Source organism: Alkaliphilus metalliredigens QYMF, from assembly GCF_000016985.1.
Classification (GTDB): domain Bacteria; phylum Bacillota; class Clostridia; order Peptostreptococcales; family Natronincolaceae; genus Alkaliphilus_A; species Alkaliphilus_A metalliredigens.
On sequence record NC_009633.1, the window covers coordinates 3,491,737 to 3,506,165 of the forward strand.

Here is a 14,429-nt window from a genome sequence, read left to right on the forward strand (position 1 = left end):
CTTCTTTATGGCATGTTACTACATACTATGCCCTTGAGAGAAATTTGTGTAGGAGTTTTATATACTTTTTCTAATTATACGATATAACTTTTACATGACATTTGTCATGCACACATTTAAACATTCCTCCTTTTCTAGTATCTCTTCTTTTGAGGACCCGAATATGACACCAGAAACATAACAAGCTGTATCAGGATTAGAGTTGGATAAAGGATTATTGAACGCTAGAGGTATAAAGTTTAATTCTTCTACAGCCTGCTGGCAAACAGCAAAAAAATCATCCCATTTTAAATGTGAATCCCAGTTCTGGAATAATAAAATCGAAGCATTATAAGCGCTAAAAATACTTTCCTTTAAAAGTAGTGGGGCTGTAGATCCATTTAAACGAAAGTTAAGATCAATAACAAATTGACGATTATCATTAGAAATAACAATATCAAACCCACCTATCCCGATAAATCCCAGAGAGCAAGCGTATTCCATAATAGCAAGACCTACTTTCATCAATTTTTCAGGTGGTTCGTGATCTCTTTCAAACCAATTACCTATATAAATACCGTCGGCCGTAGCTATTTGCTCAGATGTACCAAGATAGATGATGTCTCCCTTTATTGTTTTTGCGAACTGAATATTATAACTTTGTTCTATTTCAATATACTCCTCTACCACTACTGTACTACAAGTATTGAAGTAATTGTATGCATAAGAAACATCCTTTTTACTTTTACAGATGACAACATCGTATCCTCCACCATTTGGCTCATCAGATGCAACTTTGATTACTACAGGCAATTTTTTAAGTTGATCGACTGTCTTACTTATCTCATTAGGGTGTATTACCACTCTCCTAGGAGTATGTCCTATAGGCACCAATTTTTCTAAATTGGCTTTGTTATTTAAGAATCCGATAAGCTGTGGATCGATCCAGTATCCGCCTCGATTAATCTCAGAGCTGGGGTGAGGATGATTCACTACCATTTGCTTTTTTTGACCGTTAAATAAATCTAGGGTATCTTGATAACTCCTCTCTGAATGGTATATGTGTCGAAAAGGTGCGACCTCAAGATTTACTCTCTTTAGCAAAGATATTATTTCTTGGGAAACAACAGAGTCACTACAAATTACAGGCATATCACCAGCTACGGTAAGTGGTGCCCCCGTGAGGAAATCTAGTTTTTCTCTGTTTTTAGGCAACCATCCATAATTTGAAAAAGAAGCCCTAGGATTTAATATAAGATCCTTACCAAAAATATCAGATAGTGAAACAATAGGTAGTAAAACAGTATTATATGGATTCATAAGGTATCCCCTTTCATGTAAGTCTTTCTTCAATAGTAGTGTATTCACACCTATGAAAAAAGGTTGCATAGAATATATAAAAAAGAAAACTTTAGGAGTGAACAAGATGAAAATTTTATGGGTAAATTCACTAGCACAAAATCAAATAGCATTAAATTTATCCCTCTATAAGAAATTACATCAGCCTAATAGTATGAATGTCCATTTTGGAATGTTCAAAACAAAAGTAAATACTGTCATCCATGATGATCTTTTAGAAGGAACCATAGGTCTACCAATAAATTTGGGAGATAAATATACAATTCCTACAAACATCCCCTATGAAATTTATTATAAAGGGGGAGACATTCATATTGGACCTGTTATCGGTCATATTGTTACTAAGTATTTTGAGAACTTAAACGATAAAACTTTATCATCTTATTTATCTAGATTGACAGAGTACCAATCAATAAAAGGCTTAGTTTTTATTTGTACTAAAGATTCTATCTATCCAGACCAAAATTTAATAAAGGGTTATTACTACAATCCTGAAGGGAGAAAAACAGGCAGTACTTGGCAGTTGGGTGAATTCCCACTTCCAAATGCCATCATTAATCGCTCATTTATCAGCCAGAAAAAAATCAAAATATTACAAGAAAAAATCGGCGACAGGATTTTTAATACCTATTGGCAAAATTTGAATAAATGGAATATCTGGAAAAGGCTATCTAAGGACAAAAAACTCATCAAACATTTACCTTATACAGAGAAATATGTGGACATTAAACAGCTTAAAATGTTTTTAAAGAAATATAACGGTGCCTATTTCAAACCATTTTCCAAATGCAGAGGAAGAGGCATTCTGAATGTATCTAAGATAGCAAATGAGAAAAAAATCTTAGTAATTGATGAAAGAAAAAACAGATATTACTTTGAAGATTATAAAAACTTAGATGATTTTCTAAATACGAAGTTATCAAAACCATCAATTATACAACAAGCAGTACCATTTCGTGTAGAAAAAAAGATGGTTGATTTTAGGGTTATTCTACAAAGAGATAAGGATAAAGAATGGTCCTTCAAAGGCTCATTTGCTAAGATTTCTCAGCCAGGTAGTGTGATCACAAACCGTCGAAGTAGAGAAAAACTGATAGATGGAAGAGAGGCACTCATTTCTATTTATAATATGAGTGAAGAACAAGCAGTTAAAGTAGAAAAAAAAATGATTATTTTAACAATAAGAGCTATTGATATTTATGAAAAAAAAGGAATGCATATTGGAGATGTGGCAGCAGATATTATTTTAGACTCTAGTCTACATTTATGGTTATTAGAGCTCCAATTAAATCATGGAATATCTAAAAACCTTCCACCTGAAGTCTATACAGAGATCAAAGTCACGCCACTTAGATACGCTAAAGCCTTATCGGGCTTTATTCAATTGTCACGATGACTTAATCATGAAGTCTTGAGAAATGGTAAACTAGAGTCCAAAATAAAGGAGTGTATAGAATGGAAGTATCGTGGTTGAATTCACTAGAATCAAATAATATAGCTATTAATAGTAATTTATATGAAGAATTATTGCAACCTCAAAAGATTGTCGTTCATTATGGGATGCTAGAAGTTAGTTTAGCTGTTCTGATCAATAATGAGCTCTCAGAAGGAACAATAGGTTTACCAATGAACTTTACAGATCAATATACCATTCCGAAAGATATACCCTATGAAACCTACTTCAAAGAGGGTGCACTTTATATTGGCCCTATAATTCTTCATGTATCATTGGGCTCTAAGCAATTTAAAAGAAAATCTTACGCTTTTAACTTGCCTATGTTTTTAGACTATGCATCTATCAAAGGATTAATTGTTACCTGTACTGAAAAGTCTATAGATGTAGACTCTGGTATAGTTGAAGGTTACTATTTAGATCCAAAGGCTAAGAATCTTAAAAATGCATGGAAATATGGCAAATTTCCACTTCCAAATGCGATATTTAATCATTCATTTATGTCTCAAAAGAAAGTTACTGCTATACAAAATAAAATAGGAAATAGAATTTTTAATACTTATTTACTAAATCTTGATAAATGGAATACATGGAAATTCTTATCCCAAAATGATATGTTAAAAAAATATATACCCTATACCGAAAAATATACTAGCACAAAACAACTGAAATCTCTTCTTAATAGATATGGCTCTCTTTACCTCAAACCTTGTAACGATGGTGGCGGTATGGGGATCATGAAGCTGGATAAAACAAAGACTGGTATCACTTTGATTGATAATAACCGTAAAAAACATTCCTTTAGCAATTATCAAGAGTTGTCTCAATTTTTAAAAACTAGAATCGCTTCTATAGCTCAACAATCAGCCCATTTTAAGACAAATAGTCCTCTCTTGTCTCAATTTTTGGGAAATAAATTAACAACATCTTATATTGTTCAACAATCAGTTCATTTCAAAAAAAATGATCATCATGTGGATTTCAGATTGGTTTTGCAAAAAAATAGTAATTTGGAATGGCATTTCACAGGTTTAGTTGCACGAATTGCTCATAAGGGAAGTATTATTACGAATAAACGTGGTAGACAAAAGATGATTTCTGGAAGAACAGCATTAACATCTATTTATGGCGTTAGTGAAGAAAGAACTCAAAAGATTGAAACAGAAATGACTAATGTCGTTATTAAAACAGTTGAAATGTATGAAAAACTTGGCTACCATTTAGGAGATGTGGTTGCAGACATAGCCTTAGATTCAAATTTTAATATTTGGCTATTAGAATTGCAATTATATTATAGTATCAATGGATGGCGTACAAAAGGATTACGTAATTTCTTTGTAAATGTTGCAACAACACCATTTAAATATGCTAAAGCATTAGCTGGGTTTATTGAAAGTCAATGAGATGACGGTACCTCATTTTATAGACGTGGTTATTAATCACAAATAGTCCAAATGAAAATATGCTTGATTATTAGCTAAAGCAGTAATAGCGGATGTTCTTGTAATTATCAAGGCAAACCCCTCTTTTAGTTAATCTCACCCAGATTGCTTTGGAGGGGTTGTTCATTTCCCCTTTCTTTTTATCGTCTCAATGCCCCTATATAACTTATTCTTACTTCTCAAATCCTGCTAATGCCTTAGCATATTTGAAGGGAACAGATATCACTTTTTCAAAAAAATCACGTAAACCTTCAATGGTTCTTGCATTTACTCCGTAATTCAATTGCAGTTCTAGCAACCAGACCTTAAGGTTGGAATCTACAGCTATATCTGCCGCCACATCCCCGAGATGATACCCTTTCCTTTCGTACATTTTAACTGTCTCTATAACAACTTGAGTCATATCCACTTCAATTTTTTTTGCCCTTTCCTCACTCACTTTAAAAATACTTGTTAATGCTTTTCTTCCAAGAATAGATTTTTCTCTTCCTTTTTTATTTGTAATGATACTTCCTTCCTGGGCGATTCTTGCTATTAAGCCAGTGAGAGACCACTCTTTTTTGCTATTTTTTTGTAAAATTAATCTAAAATCTACATGACGATCATTTTTTTTGAAATAAACTGCTTGCTGAATAATGTAGGGTATGGCCAACTTATTATTCAAGAATAAAGCAAGACTCTGATTATCATTAAAATAGTATTTTTTCTTTTTATAATCAACCAAAGATATTCCTGTGTTATCTTTATCCAATTTCATAAGACCTATCCCCCGTGCTCTTTTCGCTGGTTTAAGATAAATAGAACTGTATTTTTCTAGTAAATAATTCAATTGCTTAAACCCTAAAAATTTCTCCGTGTATGGTAAATGATCTTTTAACATTGGATTATTAGATAAAAACTCCCAGGTTTCCCACTTATCAAGATTTAACCAATAGGAATTAAAAACTTTGTCCCCCATTTTCTTACGCAAAGCAGAAATTTTTTCTTGACTCATTAAAGAATGGTTCAATATAGCATTTGGAAGTGGAAATTCTCCATATTTCCATTCAAGTTCCGAATCGGTAGCCCTTGGATCAAAGTAGTATCCTTTTATCATACCTGAGTCCACATCAATAGAGCCTTTTGTGCAAATAATAATCAATCCTTTGATAGAATTATAGTCTAAAAAGGAGGGTAAACTTCTAATGTATTTTTGTTTTTTCAACTGTTTGAAGCCCCCCCTTGAAACAAATGCGATCACGGGGCCAAGATAAATCTCTCCAGCTTTACAATAAACATCATAAGGAATATTTGTAGGAATTGTATACTTATTAGAAAAATTCTTTGGCAAACCGATTGTATCATCAGATAGGTTATTTTTGATGATAACTTTGAATTTCATTATCAACATACCAAAGTGTAGGATAATTATCTTGGGTTGTTTTAACTTTTTAAATAAACTTATATTTAATGCCATTTCATTTGGTTTTAGTGATTTTAGCCAAAGAAGTTTCATTTTGTTCACTCCTAAAGTTTTTTTATTTATACATTCTATGCAGTCCTTTTCAAATGTTTCCATAGGTTCCTATTGGTAGGGATCAGATGACATTATGAAAATAAAACAATAAACTTGTTTATTTTAAAAAAAGTTTCACATCATTGCTCATTTCTCATAAATTATACTGACTACGTATCCTCATTTAATAAAGAGCAAAATCAAAGGGGGTTAATTTACATGAGCCAAGTCATACCTACAGTTCCCACTATTGCAATTACAGGTAGCGCTGGTAAAACCACTACTAAAGAGATGCTTGCCTCAATATTACAAACGAAGTGGAAGATCTTTAAATCAAAAGAAAATAAAAATTTTCAGAAAAACACTCAAAAGCATGCTCGTATGATCAAGCCATGGCATCAAGGAGTCGTCTTAGAGTTTGGAATGGGCGAAGCAAATACAGGTAAAATGCATTGCAGCCATATCCAACCCAATATTGCTGTGATTACAAATGTAGGCTCTGCTCATTACGGTGTATTTGGAAACAGTATCAAACTAACTGCTAAAGCAAAGTCAGAGCTTATCAAGTATATGAAGCCCGAGGGAATTTTATATATTAATAACGATGATAATAATTCAAAACTATTACAGATAAAAGGTTTTAAAGGTGAGATCTTTACAGTTAGCATTAAAAATAAATCAGACTATCAAGCTGTTAATATAAAATATGTAGACCAAGGCATGACATTTCAGGTTAAATTAGATGATCAGCTGGAGGATTTCTTTATTCCTACTTTTGGCTACCATAATGTAATTAATGCATTATTTGCTATCGGCGTTTCTCATCATCAAAAATTTTCCCCTTCAGAGATAAAGGTAGGTTTAAAGAATTACGAGGTACCAGTCCGTAGATTAAACCATTACGAGCTTCCTAATGGGTTAGTTATCCTTGATGATAGTTATAGTGCTAATCCAGAAGCAACTAAAGCTGCTATAGATGTACTGGTTGAGTTAGGGAAAATCAAAAAAAAGTTAGTTATATTAGGGAGCATGTTGGAGTTAGGAGAATATTCAATTGAGGGTCATAAAGAAGTTGGCAAATACCTAGCTCAGAACAAGGTAGATAAAATAGTGATCATTGGCAAAGAAGCCCGATGGATTGGAAAAGGTGCAGTCGAAGCTGGATACCCCCCTTCCAGAATTTTACTATTTACTAAAAGTCGCAATAAAATGCATTTATATCTGCAAAAGCTGATTAAACCGAATATGGCTATTCTTGTTAAAGGATCTAAGCTTATGCAAATGAATAAAACACTGAATTATTTATTAAAAAATTTCTCAAAGTAGTCGTTATGTATATATATCATTTTAAAAAGATATTGAGGAGGGATTCAATGGGAAAGACTATCCTTGCACAGAATGCAAGGGCTGCCATTTTATTTAAAGCTAGCCCTAATAATAAGGTGTTGTTTCAAAAGCATGCTACTAAAAGACTCCCTATAGCCAGTATCACAAAATTAATGACGATGCTGGTCCTATTAGATGGTATCGATGCGGGGAAAATAAAATGGACCGATAAGGTGGAAATGAGTCCTGCTGCAGCTTCACTATATGGCTCTAAAATTCATTTAAAGCCTGGGGAGAAATTACCTGTAGGAGATATGTTTAAGTCGATGATTATTGCCTCAGCAAATGATGCCGCTATTGCTTTAGCAGAGCATCTTTCTGGAACCATGGATAATTTTATAGATAAAATGAATCAAAAAGCGAAGACCTTAGGTCTTAAAAATTCACATTTTGTAAATTCTCATGGTTTGTTTGAAGATAACCACTATTCTTCAGCTATTGATATCGTTAAAATGGTAAGTATGGCATTAAGAAGAGAAGAGATATTAAAATACTCAAGATTAAAATATGATTACATTAGAAAAGAAGACAACCAGTTGCAAAAGCTAGTAAATACCAATAAATTAATTGGAACCATACCTGAAGTAGATGGTTTGAAAACTGGGTATACTCCTTTAGCTGGTTGTTGCTTGGCTGCAACTGCTCTCAAAGACAATGTTAGATTAATAGCAGTTGTTTTAGGAGAACCTAGAAAAGCTGTCAGAGATAAAGAAGTTATAGAAATGCTTAATTATGGGTTCAAAGCCTCTCTCTTAACATAAATTACGGGAAAATTGAAAAAGTAAAGAGTGGTATTTCCTAGTGAAAGGGAAATAGCTCCGACTCCTATTGCGCTCCTCCCTGGTAAACATTGTGATAAATTACCAGGGAGGAGCTTTATGATTAGTATAGTTTCTTTAAAATGGGACTGATTTCAATTTTAAAGCTGTTACACGTTTCTTTTAATTCTATACTTTCCATATTCCAATAAATTTAAGGATGATTCATTGATTGTCTTCTTATCATAGGCTTTGAAAAAAGATACTTTTCTAGACTGCGAGTTACACTCTATAAACCACAGATGACCTTTTTTGTCTAAACCAATATCTATCCCGATTTCTCCAATGGGTCCATAATCTTTTTCTATAGATTGATAGGTAATATTTAAAAATTGATTTAATTTATTTTTTAATTCTTTAACTTCAATATCTGAATAGTTCATAATATGTTTGAAAAAATAATCAAAGCTATAACTCTGGGCATGTGTTGTTATTGGTGCATTATTTTGACTCATTCGGACTGGAATCCCTGCTACTGTTATTTGTCCCTTACCATTTTTCTGTACTTCTGCCCTTAGGTCTACAATTTTTTTATCTATTGTGATTAGATCAATCGCTTGTTGAATCAGAAACTTTTTTTCACCAAAGAAGCTCTGAATTTTATTGACTACATCATTGTCGTTATCTATCTTATGGACATATAATCTATCTTTTAGATAACTAAGTTCGTATCCTCCTTCAGGCAATTTAATGACACGAATCACTTGCTTGCCTTGACGGCCTACACAAGCTTTTAAATATACTGTATCAGTTGTTTTCAACATTTCAAATAAGTCATTTGGACTGTTATACATAATTGTTAATGGTAAATACTGTTTACATCTTTCATCTCTTGATAAATTATTATAAACCTCCCATTTATTAAATCCATTTAGATAGTTTAACGGTTTAACTTTTTTTTTCAGTAAGTGCACTCTTAATTTATCAGTTAAAACACTGGTTTTATATATGAGATTCGGATAAGGAAACTGTGCTTTTTCCCAAAGGGATTTTTTTTCATTATAATAAACACCTCTAATCCTTCTTCTTTTAGTATCAACGTCCTTAGCTGAAAAAAAATACAGGCTTATATTTGCATACTTATTTGCTTCTTTAATGGATGTGATTTTTTCTGTTTCTTTTTGCTTCAAAAGTCGCTTTATTGTACGCTCCGCAGCACACACCCCTAAAATAGGTTGTTTTGAGTTTAAATTTGTTTTATATCTACTCAACACTTCTCCTCCTAACTATCTTCACTATATAAAAAAATGGCGTATTCCAATAAATTCAAATATGATTGTTGAATTTCTCTTTCATCATAAGCATGATGGAAAGATGCTTTGCTAGAATACGCATTACTTTCAATGAACCATAGGTGATCATTGCTATCCAAACCAATATCCATAGAAAGCTCTCCACTTTGTCCATAGGATGCTTCGATGGCATGATATATCATTTTTAGAAATTTTATTATTCTACTTTCTAACTTTGCAATTTCCACTTCCGAATAATCCATGAAATGTTTAAAAAAATACTGAAAAGTATAGCTCTCTCCATGGGTTGTGATTGGAGAATTATGATTACTAACCCGAACAGCAATGGCTGTTATCACAATCTTTCCGTTGTCTTTTCTTTGTAATTCTGCTCTCATGTCAATGATTTTACCTTCTACTTTTATTAAATCGATGGCTTGCTGTACTATAAATTTCCTGTTTTTATAAAATAATAATATTTCATGTATCAGACTGTCGAAGCCCTTCGCTTCATTCTCATATAATCCATCGATAAAGTAACGATAGGTGTATCTACCTTCTGGTAACTGCTCTACGCATACGACGCCTCTTCCTTTCCCGCTCTGACACGCCTTTAAGTACACCTTATGACTAATCGCTAACATTTTTTTTAAAGAATCAGGACTATCATACAATACAGATAATGGTAAATGAGGTGAAATATTTTGATAGTCCGATAAATGCTCATAGATCTCCCACTTATTAAAACAATATAGATAATTGATTAATTTAATATCGAATTCTTTTATACGGTTTATAAATTTAAGACTTAAGTCTTTCTTGTTTTTTGATCCATAGGCCTTATAAATGATGTCTGGATAAGGCAATTTTTTCTTTTCCCATTTGTCGGTTTCTTGGTTATAATGAACACCTCTTACAATTGGTTTATTGATATGGAAATCATCAATGGAAAAGAAATAAAGCAACATCTGTATTTGTTCATTTGCTTCTATAAACTTTGCATGTTTTGAAAGTGGCTGCTGTTTAGAGAGCATTCTCTTAATATGATTAGCTTTAATTAGAATCCCCATTATGGGTTTAGCCAGTTCCTTTTCTGAGCTTAGCTGATTAATCTGATTTAAGTTGTCATCCTTTTTATCACTATCACCCATTGAACAAACCTCCATAATAAATTAAATACATACACATCGGTGTTTTGTATACACAAAATACATTTAACCCCTTGGGGTCTTCTCGCTCTCATTGGAATTACACTATATATTATGCTGATGAGATAAAACAGTGTACAATATGGAAATATTTAATACCAGCATAAAAATAAGAGAAGATCTCCTATGTAGTTACATAGAAGGTCATCTCTTATTAAACAAGTCGATTTGTTTTTTAACTTTTCATTACCCAATATAAAATACTCCAATGGACTACTGCCGTATAAACAATTGAGTAACCACAATACCATGACTATCTCTAGAAATCCCTATTCCTATGTGAGTAAATGATTCACTTAAAATATTATTTCTATGACCGATGCTCCCCATTAGCATCATATGCGCTCTTCGAACATCTCCTGCCTTAGCAAGATTTTCACCTACTTGTCTATAAGAAATACCCGCATTAGATACCATTTGATAAAAAGACCCATGTATAGGGGAGGTGTGAGCGAAATAGTTATTATCAACTATATCCTGGCTTTTCACTCTAGCCACATCAGTCAATTTCACATGTAATTTTAGAGGTGACAGTCCATGTTCTCTTCTTTCCTGATTAATCATATCTAGCATTGTGCTTTCTACACCAGATAAATTTGTTTGATTGCTGACTGGTGGAGTCGGCTGTGAAGGTAATGGTGCAGGATTGTTATTAGTGTTGTTGGTGGTGGTGGTGTTACTTTGTGATGCTGATGGATTGTTACGCATACCGCGAATCAAGTCAGCTGTGGATTGGTTTTGATTGCTTTCTTGTGCTACTGAGGGACTTGGAGCATATGTATTACGTTGTGCTTGTGGTTGCCCTTGTGGTGCTATGTTGTTCGGTGTACTTGGTGCGGTGCTGATAGTCTTATTTTGGTCCTGAAGCCGTCTTTGCAGTCCCCACGAGGCATATGCTGTTGTGGTCACTTGACTTAGAAATACCATGACAAGTGTAATCGTTACTATTTTCTTAAGTAAATTTTTCAATGTCTTTCCCCCTATTGTTTTTATGATATGAATCTATGTCTCCATACCATTATACTCGACAAAATACGACAAAACCAAAGGATAGTATTGGTAATTCAGAATTGGTCTTATATTCACAAACTATAATATACTTTTTTCTGTCACCTTTAATTATTAACTCTAATATACTAAAGCACTAGGAATTTAAGATAAAGGGGTGAAATAGATTTGAAACCCAAAGGAAGAATGTATATCGATGCTAGACAAGAAAAATTTCAGCTTGGGGATGCAAAGCAGGTCATCTATATCATTAAGCAAGTAGCTGAGGACCATGTTAAACAAAGAATTTATGATTGTATTGGCCTTCATACTTTGAAAATAGAGGTTATTCCTGCCAGTGAAAAAGTAATCGTCACATACTACGAAAATATCATTAGCCCAAGCTTTATGGACTATCAATTTCAGTTAAAAAAGCTAGATTTCAAAAGAGTAGAATCCTTAATTTAAATAGGAATTTCTATACTTACCAGGGGGGACTAACTTGTCTATTTATAAACGTATTCATCAATTTCAACAGGAGAGAACTGCGTCAATGACCTTGTTCATTAGCAATATGACATCAAATGAGGATTACACACGCATTGTTGAAGCATTACAACAACATAATGGTATTAAAAATATAGGACCCTTCACAAAAAAAAACACACTTGATATCACCTACAATCCATCTATTTTTAATATAACTGCCATTCATTATTTAATTGGCCAGTTAGGCTATAGACTAGGTGTTAAAAGAAATCATACCTACACACCTAAAGCGCAAAAAAAAGGTGGCTGATGCGTCAATAAAAATAGCAGGTAGGTACCTGCCTAAATCATACTAGGTCCACAAGGAGGCATCTAATGAGTTTATACAGAGATCAATTATCTAAAACAAGAGAAAAAATAAAAGAAGAGTTTTCTACTTCATTCACGCCACCAAAGTACAGTGAGTTATTAAAAAAGCATCAGGCAGATCAAACTTCCAATGCGATCATTTCAGTTACGATGAACATTACAAACCTCAATACCAATGAAGACTACAATCGTATAGCTGTGGCCCTTAAGGAAATTGTAGGTGTAGAGGATATCACTCCCTTACAACAGAAAAAAATATCCATCGCCTATAACCAACTTCAAACCAGCTTAGAAGAAATTGTGTATCGTTTATCAAGAATGGGATATCGATATGTTAATCGCTTCTGAAAAAAGTGCTAAGCCTGGATGGCTTAATACCCTGTAGATGAATATAAATAAAAAAATTAAAAGCATCTTCAATCTGTAGCAAAACACTGTTTCAATTAATAGTATGTAGTATAAGTTAAAATAGATTTAACTTAGTTAAAAAAAATAAAGGAGGAATATATAACATGTCTGAAGTAAAGAAAGCTCAAACGCCAATTCAGCCTGGCCAATGCCCCATTGATCCAGTGACAGGACTTCCAGTATGTCCACCACCTAGCATAATTGAATGTATTGTAGTTGACAAGGTATACGATAGTTGCTTCCAAGTAGATGACCGAACTCGAGACGTAACAACTGATTCAGATGAATTTGGAACAGGACTTGTACAGGGAGATTCCGTTTTATGTGCACTACAGGAAGGTGCAGAAATTACTTGTAATGAAATCAGTCGCGTTCCAGTAGGAGATGGTTTCTTCACAATCACTTTCTCTGTAAATGTTCCAATTACCCTTACCAACCCAGAAGCAACAAATGATGAAGACGATGAAATCGAAAGAACTTTTACATTTGTTAAGACCGTCACCCTTTGTATCCCTGAAGGTGTTGATTTAGACTGTAGCGAAAGTGTCTTGTTAGCATGTAACTGTGTTGTTACTGATGTAGATGAAATTGATGAAGAATTAGAATATACCATTTCTTGCGACATTCAGGTATGTTTAGTTGCAAAGGCTATTTTAAGAGTACAGCTTCTAGTGCCAAGTTATGGCTTTTGTGTACCCGCACCATGCGTTACATTACCAGGAGTTTGCCCTCCACTTCCACCAGATCAATGCTTCTAATCAAATTATTAAAGGAGTCATCCAAAATGACTCCTTTTTTATTTAATTGGAAAGATTTATTATCCTATTTACGACATGGTCTTGGTGCCACCGCTCCAATTACCACCTGTCGATTCTGAAGCAATTTTAAAGTTAAAAAAATAACCATCTTTTCCTCAATTTCATCAAATACTTTTTCTGCAAAAGGTATTTTGCTATTCACTGGAGTTCTTCGATTAAGAAACTCATCAAATTCGATAATTCTACTACTCACTAATTCACAGAAGGGAAGTTCATTATAATATTCTGTACTATTTTGGTTAAACTCGGAGAAATCACCAGAAAGTAATTTATCTTTATTAGCAAATTCAGGTGCTTTTAAATCTTGCTCACTAAAATATTGAAACTCATTACTAGTTGAGTTCACTACTGGCAATGGTTCAATACCATTAAAGTTAATCGGTGTTACACATTGAAAAGGAACATCTATTGTGCAATGGCGGATATCTCCGCAAACCCCTTGTGAATTTGAACACTTGCCAGCTGTAGCATATTCAATATTCTTGCGAACAACGCCTTTGATGAACAACTTATTGGTATCTTGTATTAGTAAACACTGAGTGACCATTAATCGTTTTTTAATTCGTTTAATCTCTAATGCATCTTCGGGAAGCTTTACAATGGAGTCAACATCTATTTGAACAGTGAATTCAGCAAGAACAACAGGGATCTTGGCCACAGCACCTGTAGTTAAGCCAGCTATTGGCACTATTGTATTTTCACAGTTACTAGTAGCTCCACCTTCAATCTTTATACAATCCTTTTTAGGAGGATATGGAAACTTTTTAACAGGTCGTTTTCTGTTATAGTATTGGGACATAATTTTTATGCTCCTTTCTCTTTAAATGGGATTTTAGGAATTAAGACCTTGTCTCTTTTTCCTACTTCATCATATTCTACTATCTTAAATTTGTTACATCTAACAAACCATAAGTTCATATATATTTATTGATATTTGTCAAAAATAATTAGGTTGTGAATGATTCATTATTTGTGATTTGTTCCCA

At 33.3% G+C, this 14,429-nt stretch carries 14 protein-coding genes; 8 read left to right on the top strand and 6 right to left on the bottom strand.

What is annotated here, in order from left to right; translation table 11 throughout:
- Nucleotides 1-90: 90 nt before the first annotated feature.
- Nucleotides 91-1,299 carry an ATP-grasp domain-containing protein gene (locus AMET_RS16815; protein WP_012064513.1) on the bottom strand — a complete coding sequence of 403 codons (1,209 nt, stop codon included), beginning with the start codon at nt 1,297-1,299 and terminating at the stop codon, nt 91-93.
- Nucleotides 1,300-1,405: 106 nt separating this feature from the next.
- Between AMET_RS16815 and AMET_RS16820 the strand changes: the two genes are divergently transcribed.
- Entirely contained in the window at nt 1,406-2,734 is a 1,329-nt protein-coding gene (locus AMET_RS16820) for a YheC/YheD family endospore coat-associated protein (protein WP_012064514.1), read from the top strand.
- A gap of 59 nt (nt 2,735-2,793) precedes the next feature.
- The gene (locus tag AMET_RS16825) at nt 2,794-4,194 is read left to right on the top strand and encodes a YheC/YheD family endospore coat-associated protein (protein WP_012064515.1); all 1,401 of its coding nucleotides are present in this window, start codon (nt 2,794-2,796) and stop codon (nt 4,192-4,194) included.
- A gap of 211 nt (nt 4,195-4,405) precedes the next feature.
- Here AMET_RS16825 and AMET_RS16830 read toward each other — a convergent pair whose 3' ends face one another.
- Nucleotides 4,406-5,791 (bottom strand): YheC/YheD family endospore coat-associated protein, encoded by a 1,386-nt coding sequence (locus AMET_RS16830; RefSeq protein WP_242661312.1) that lies wholly within the window; start codon nt 5,789-5,791, stop codon nt 4,406-4,408.
- Between the two features lie 51 nt (nt 5,792-5,842).
- On the opposite strand from AMET_RS16830, the gene AMET_RS16835 reads away from it, so the two are divergent.
- Both AMET_RS16835 and AMET_RS16840 read left to right on the top strand, forming a co-directional pair.
- Entirely contained in the window at nt 5,843-7,054 is a 1,212-nt protein-coding gene (locus AMET_RS16835) for a UDP-N-acetylmuramoyl-tripeptide--D-alanyl-D-alanine ligase (RefSeq protein ID WP_012064517.1), read from the top strand.
- A 47-nt stretch (nt 7,055-7,101) separates the two neighbouring features.
- Nucleotides 7,102-7,875 carry a D-alanyl-D-alanine carboxypeptidase family protein gene (locus AMET_RS16840; RefSeq protein ID WP_012064518.1) on the top strand — a complete coding sequence of 258 codons (774 nt, stop codon included), beginning with the start codon at nt 7,102-7,104 and terminating at the stop codon, nt 7,873-7,875.
- 167 nt (nt 7,876-8,042) lie between these two features.
- Here AMET_RS16840 and AMET_RS16845 read toward each other — a convergent pair whose 3' ends face one another.
- The 3 genes from AMET_RS16845 to AMET_RS24485 form a co-directional block, all read right to left on the bottom strand.
- Complete coding sequence (locus AMET_RS16845) at nt 8,043-9,143, bottom strand: YheC/YheD family endospore coat-associated protein (protein ID WP_041720967.1); 1,101 nt, start codon at nt 9,141-9,143, stop codon at nt 8,043-8,045.
- 11 nt (nt 9,144-9,154) lie between these two features.
- A complete protein-coding gene (locus AMET_RS16850) occupies nt 9,155-10,315 on the bottom strand; it encodes a YheC/YheD family endospore coat-associated protein (protein ID WP_012064520.1) in 1,161 nt (386 codons plus the stop codon).
- A gap of 270 nt (nt 10,316-10,585) precedes the next feature.
- The gene (locus AMET_RS24485) at nt 10,586-11,341 is read right to left on the bottom strand and encodes a CAP domain-containing protein (protein WP_012064521.1); all 756 of its coding nucleotides are present in this window, start codon (nt 11,339-11,341) and stop codon (nt 10,586-10,588) included.
- A 207-nt stretch (nt 11,342-11,548) separates the two neighbouring features.
- On the opposite strand from AMET_RS24485, the gene AMET_RS16860 reads away from it, so the two are divergent.
- The 4 genes from AMET_RS16860 to AMET_RS16875 all read left to right on the top strand — a co-directional run bounded on the left by AMET_RS16860 (nt 11,549) and on the right by AMET_RS16875 (nt 13,383).
- On the top strand, nt 11,549-11,827 hold the full coding sequence (locus AMET_RS16860) for a hypothetical protein (RefSeq protein WP_012064522.1): 279 nt from the start codon (nt 11,549-11,551) through the stop codon (nt 11,825-11,827).
- Between the two features lie 34 nt (nt 11,828-11,861).
- Nucleotides 11,862-12,158, top strand: coding sequence for a hypothetical protein (locus AMET_RS16865; RefSeq protein WP_012064523.1), 297 nt, complete (start codon nt 11,862-11,864; stop codon nt 12,156-12,158).
- 65 nt (nt 12,159-12,223) lie between these two features.
- The gene (locus tag AMET_RS16870; RefSeq protein WP_012064524.1) at nt 12,224-12,565 is read left to right on the top strand and encodes a hypothetical protein; all 342 of its coding nucleotides are present in this window, start codon (nt 12,224-12,226) and stop codon (nt 12,563-12,565) included.
- Between the two features lie 164 nt (nt 12,566-12,729).
- Nucleotides 12,730-13,383: a hypothetical protein gene (locus AMET_RS16875; protein ID WP_012064525.1), complete on the top strand. Its 654-nt coding sequence runs from the start codon at nt 12,730-12,732 to the stop codon at nt 13,381-13,383.
- Nucleotides 13,384-13,447: 64 nt separating this feature from the next.
- On the opposite strand, the gene AMET_RS16880 is transcribed toward AMET_RS16875, so the two are convergent.
- Nucleotides 13,448-14,242, bottom strand: a complete 795-nt coding sequence (locus tag AMET_RS16880) for a CsxC family protein (RefSeq protein ID WP_012064526.1) — start codon at nt 14,240-14,242, stop codon at nt 13,448-13,450.
- Nucleotides 14,243-14,429: the final 187 nt, after the last annotated feature.

Excerpts from the sequence above, each read along its gene's own strand:
- AMET_RS16815 (WP_012064513.1), bottom strand. The coding sequence starts at position 1,299 with ATGAATCCATATAATACTGTTTTACTACCTATTGTTTCACTATCTGAT.
- AMET_RS16820 (WP_012064514.1), top strand. The coding sequence starts at position 1,406 with ATGAAAATTTTATGGGTAAATTCACTAGCACAAAATCAAATAGCATTA.
- AMET_RS16825 (WP_012064515.1), top strand. The coding sequence starts at position 2,794 with ATGGAAGTATCGTGGTTGAATTCACTAGAATCAAATAATATAGCTATT.
- AMET_RS16830 (WP_242661312.1), bottom strand. The coding sequence starts at position 5,791 with ATGGAAACATTTGAAAAGGACTGCATAGAATGTATAAATAAAAAAACT.
- AMET_RS16840 (WP_012064518.1), top strand. The coding sequence starts at position 7,102 with ATGGGAAAGACTATCCTTGCACAGAATGCAAGGGCTGCCATTTTATTT.
- AMET_RS16850 (WP_012064520.1), bottom strand. The coding sequence starts at position 10,315 with ATGGGTGATAGTGATAAAAAGGATGACAACTTAAATCAGATTAATCAG.
- AMET_RS16870 (WP_012064524.1), top strand. The coding sequence starts at position 12,224 with ATGAGTTTATACAGAGATCAATTATCTAAAACAAGAGAAAAAATAAAA.
- AMET_RS16875 (WP_012064525.1), top strand. The coding sequence starts at position 12,730 with ATGTCTGAAGTAAAGAAAGCTCAAACGCCAATTCAGCCTGGCCAATGC.
- AMET_RS16880 (WP_012064526.1), bottom strand. The coding sequence starts at position 14,242 with ATGTCCCAATACTATAACAGAAAACGACCTGTTAAAAAGTTTCCATAT.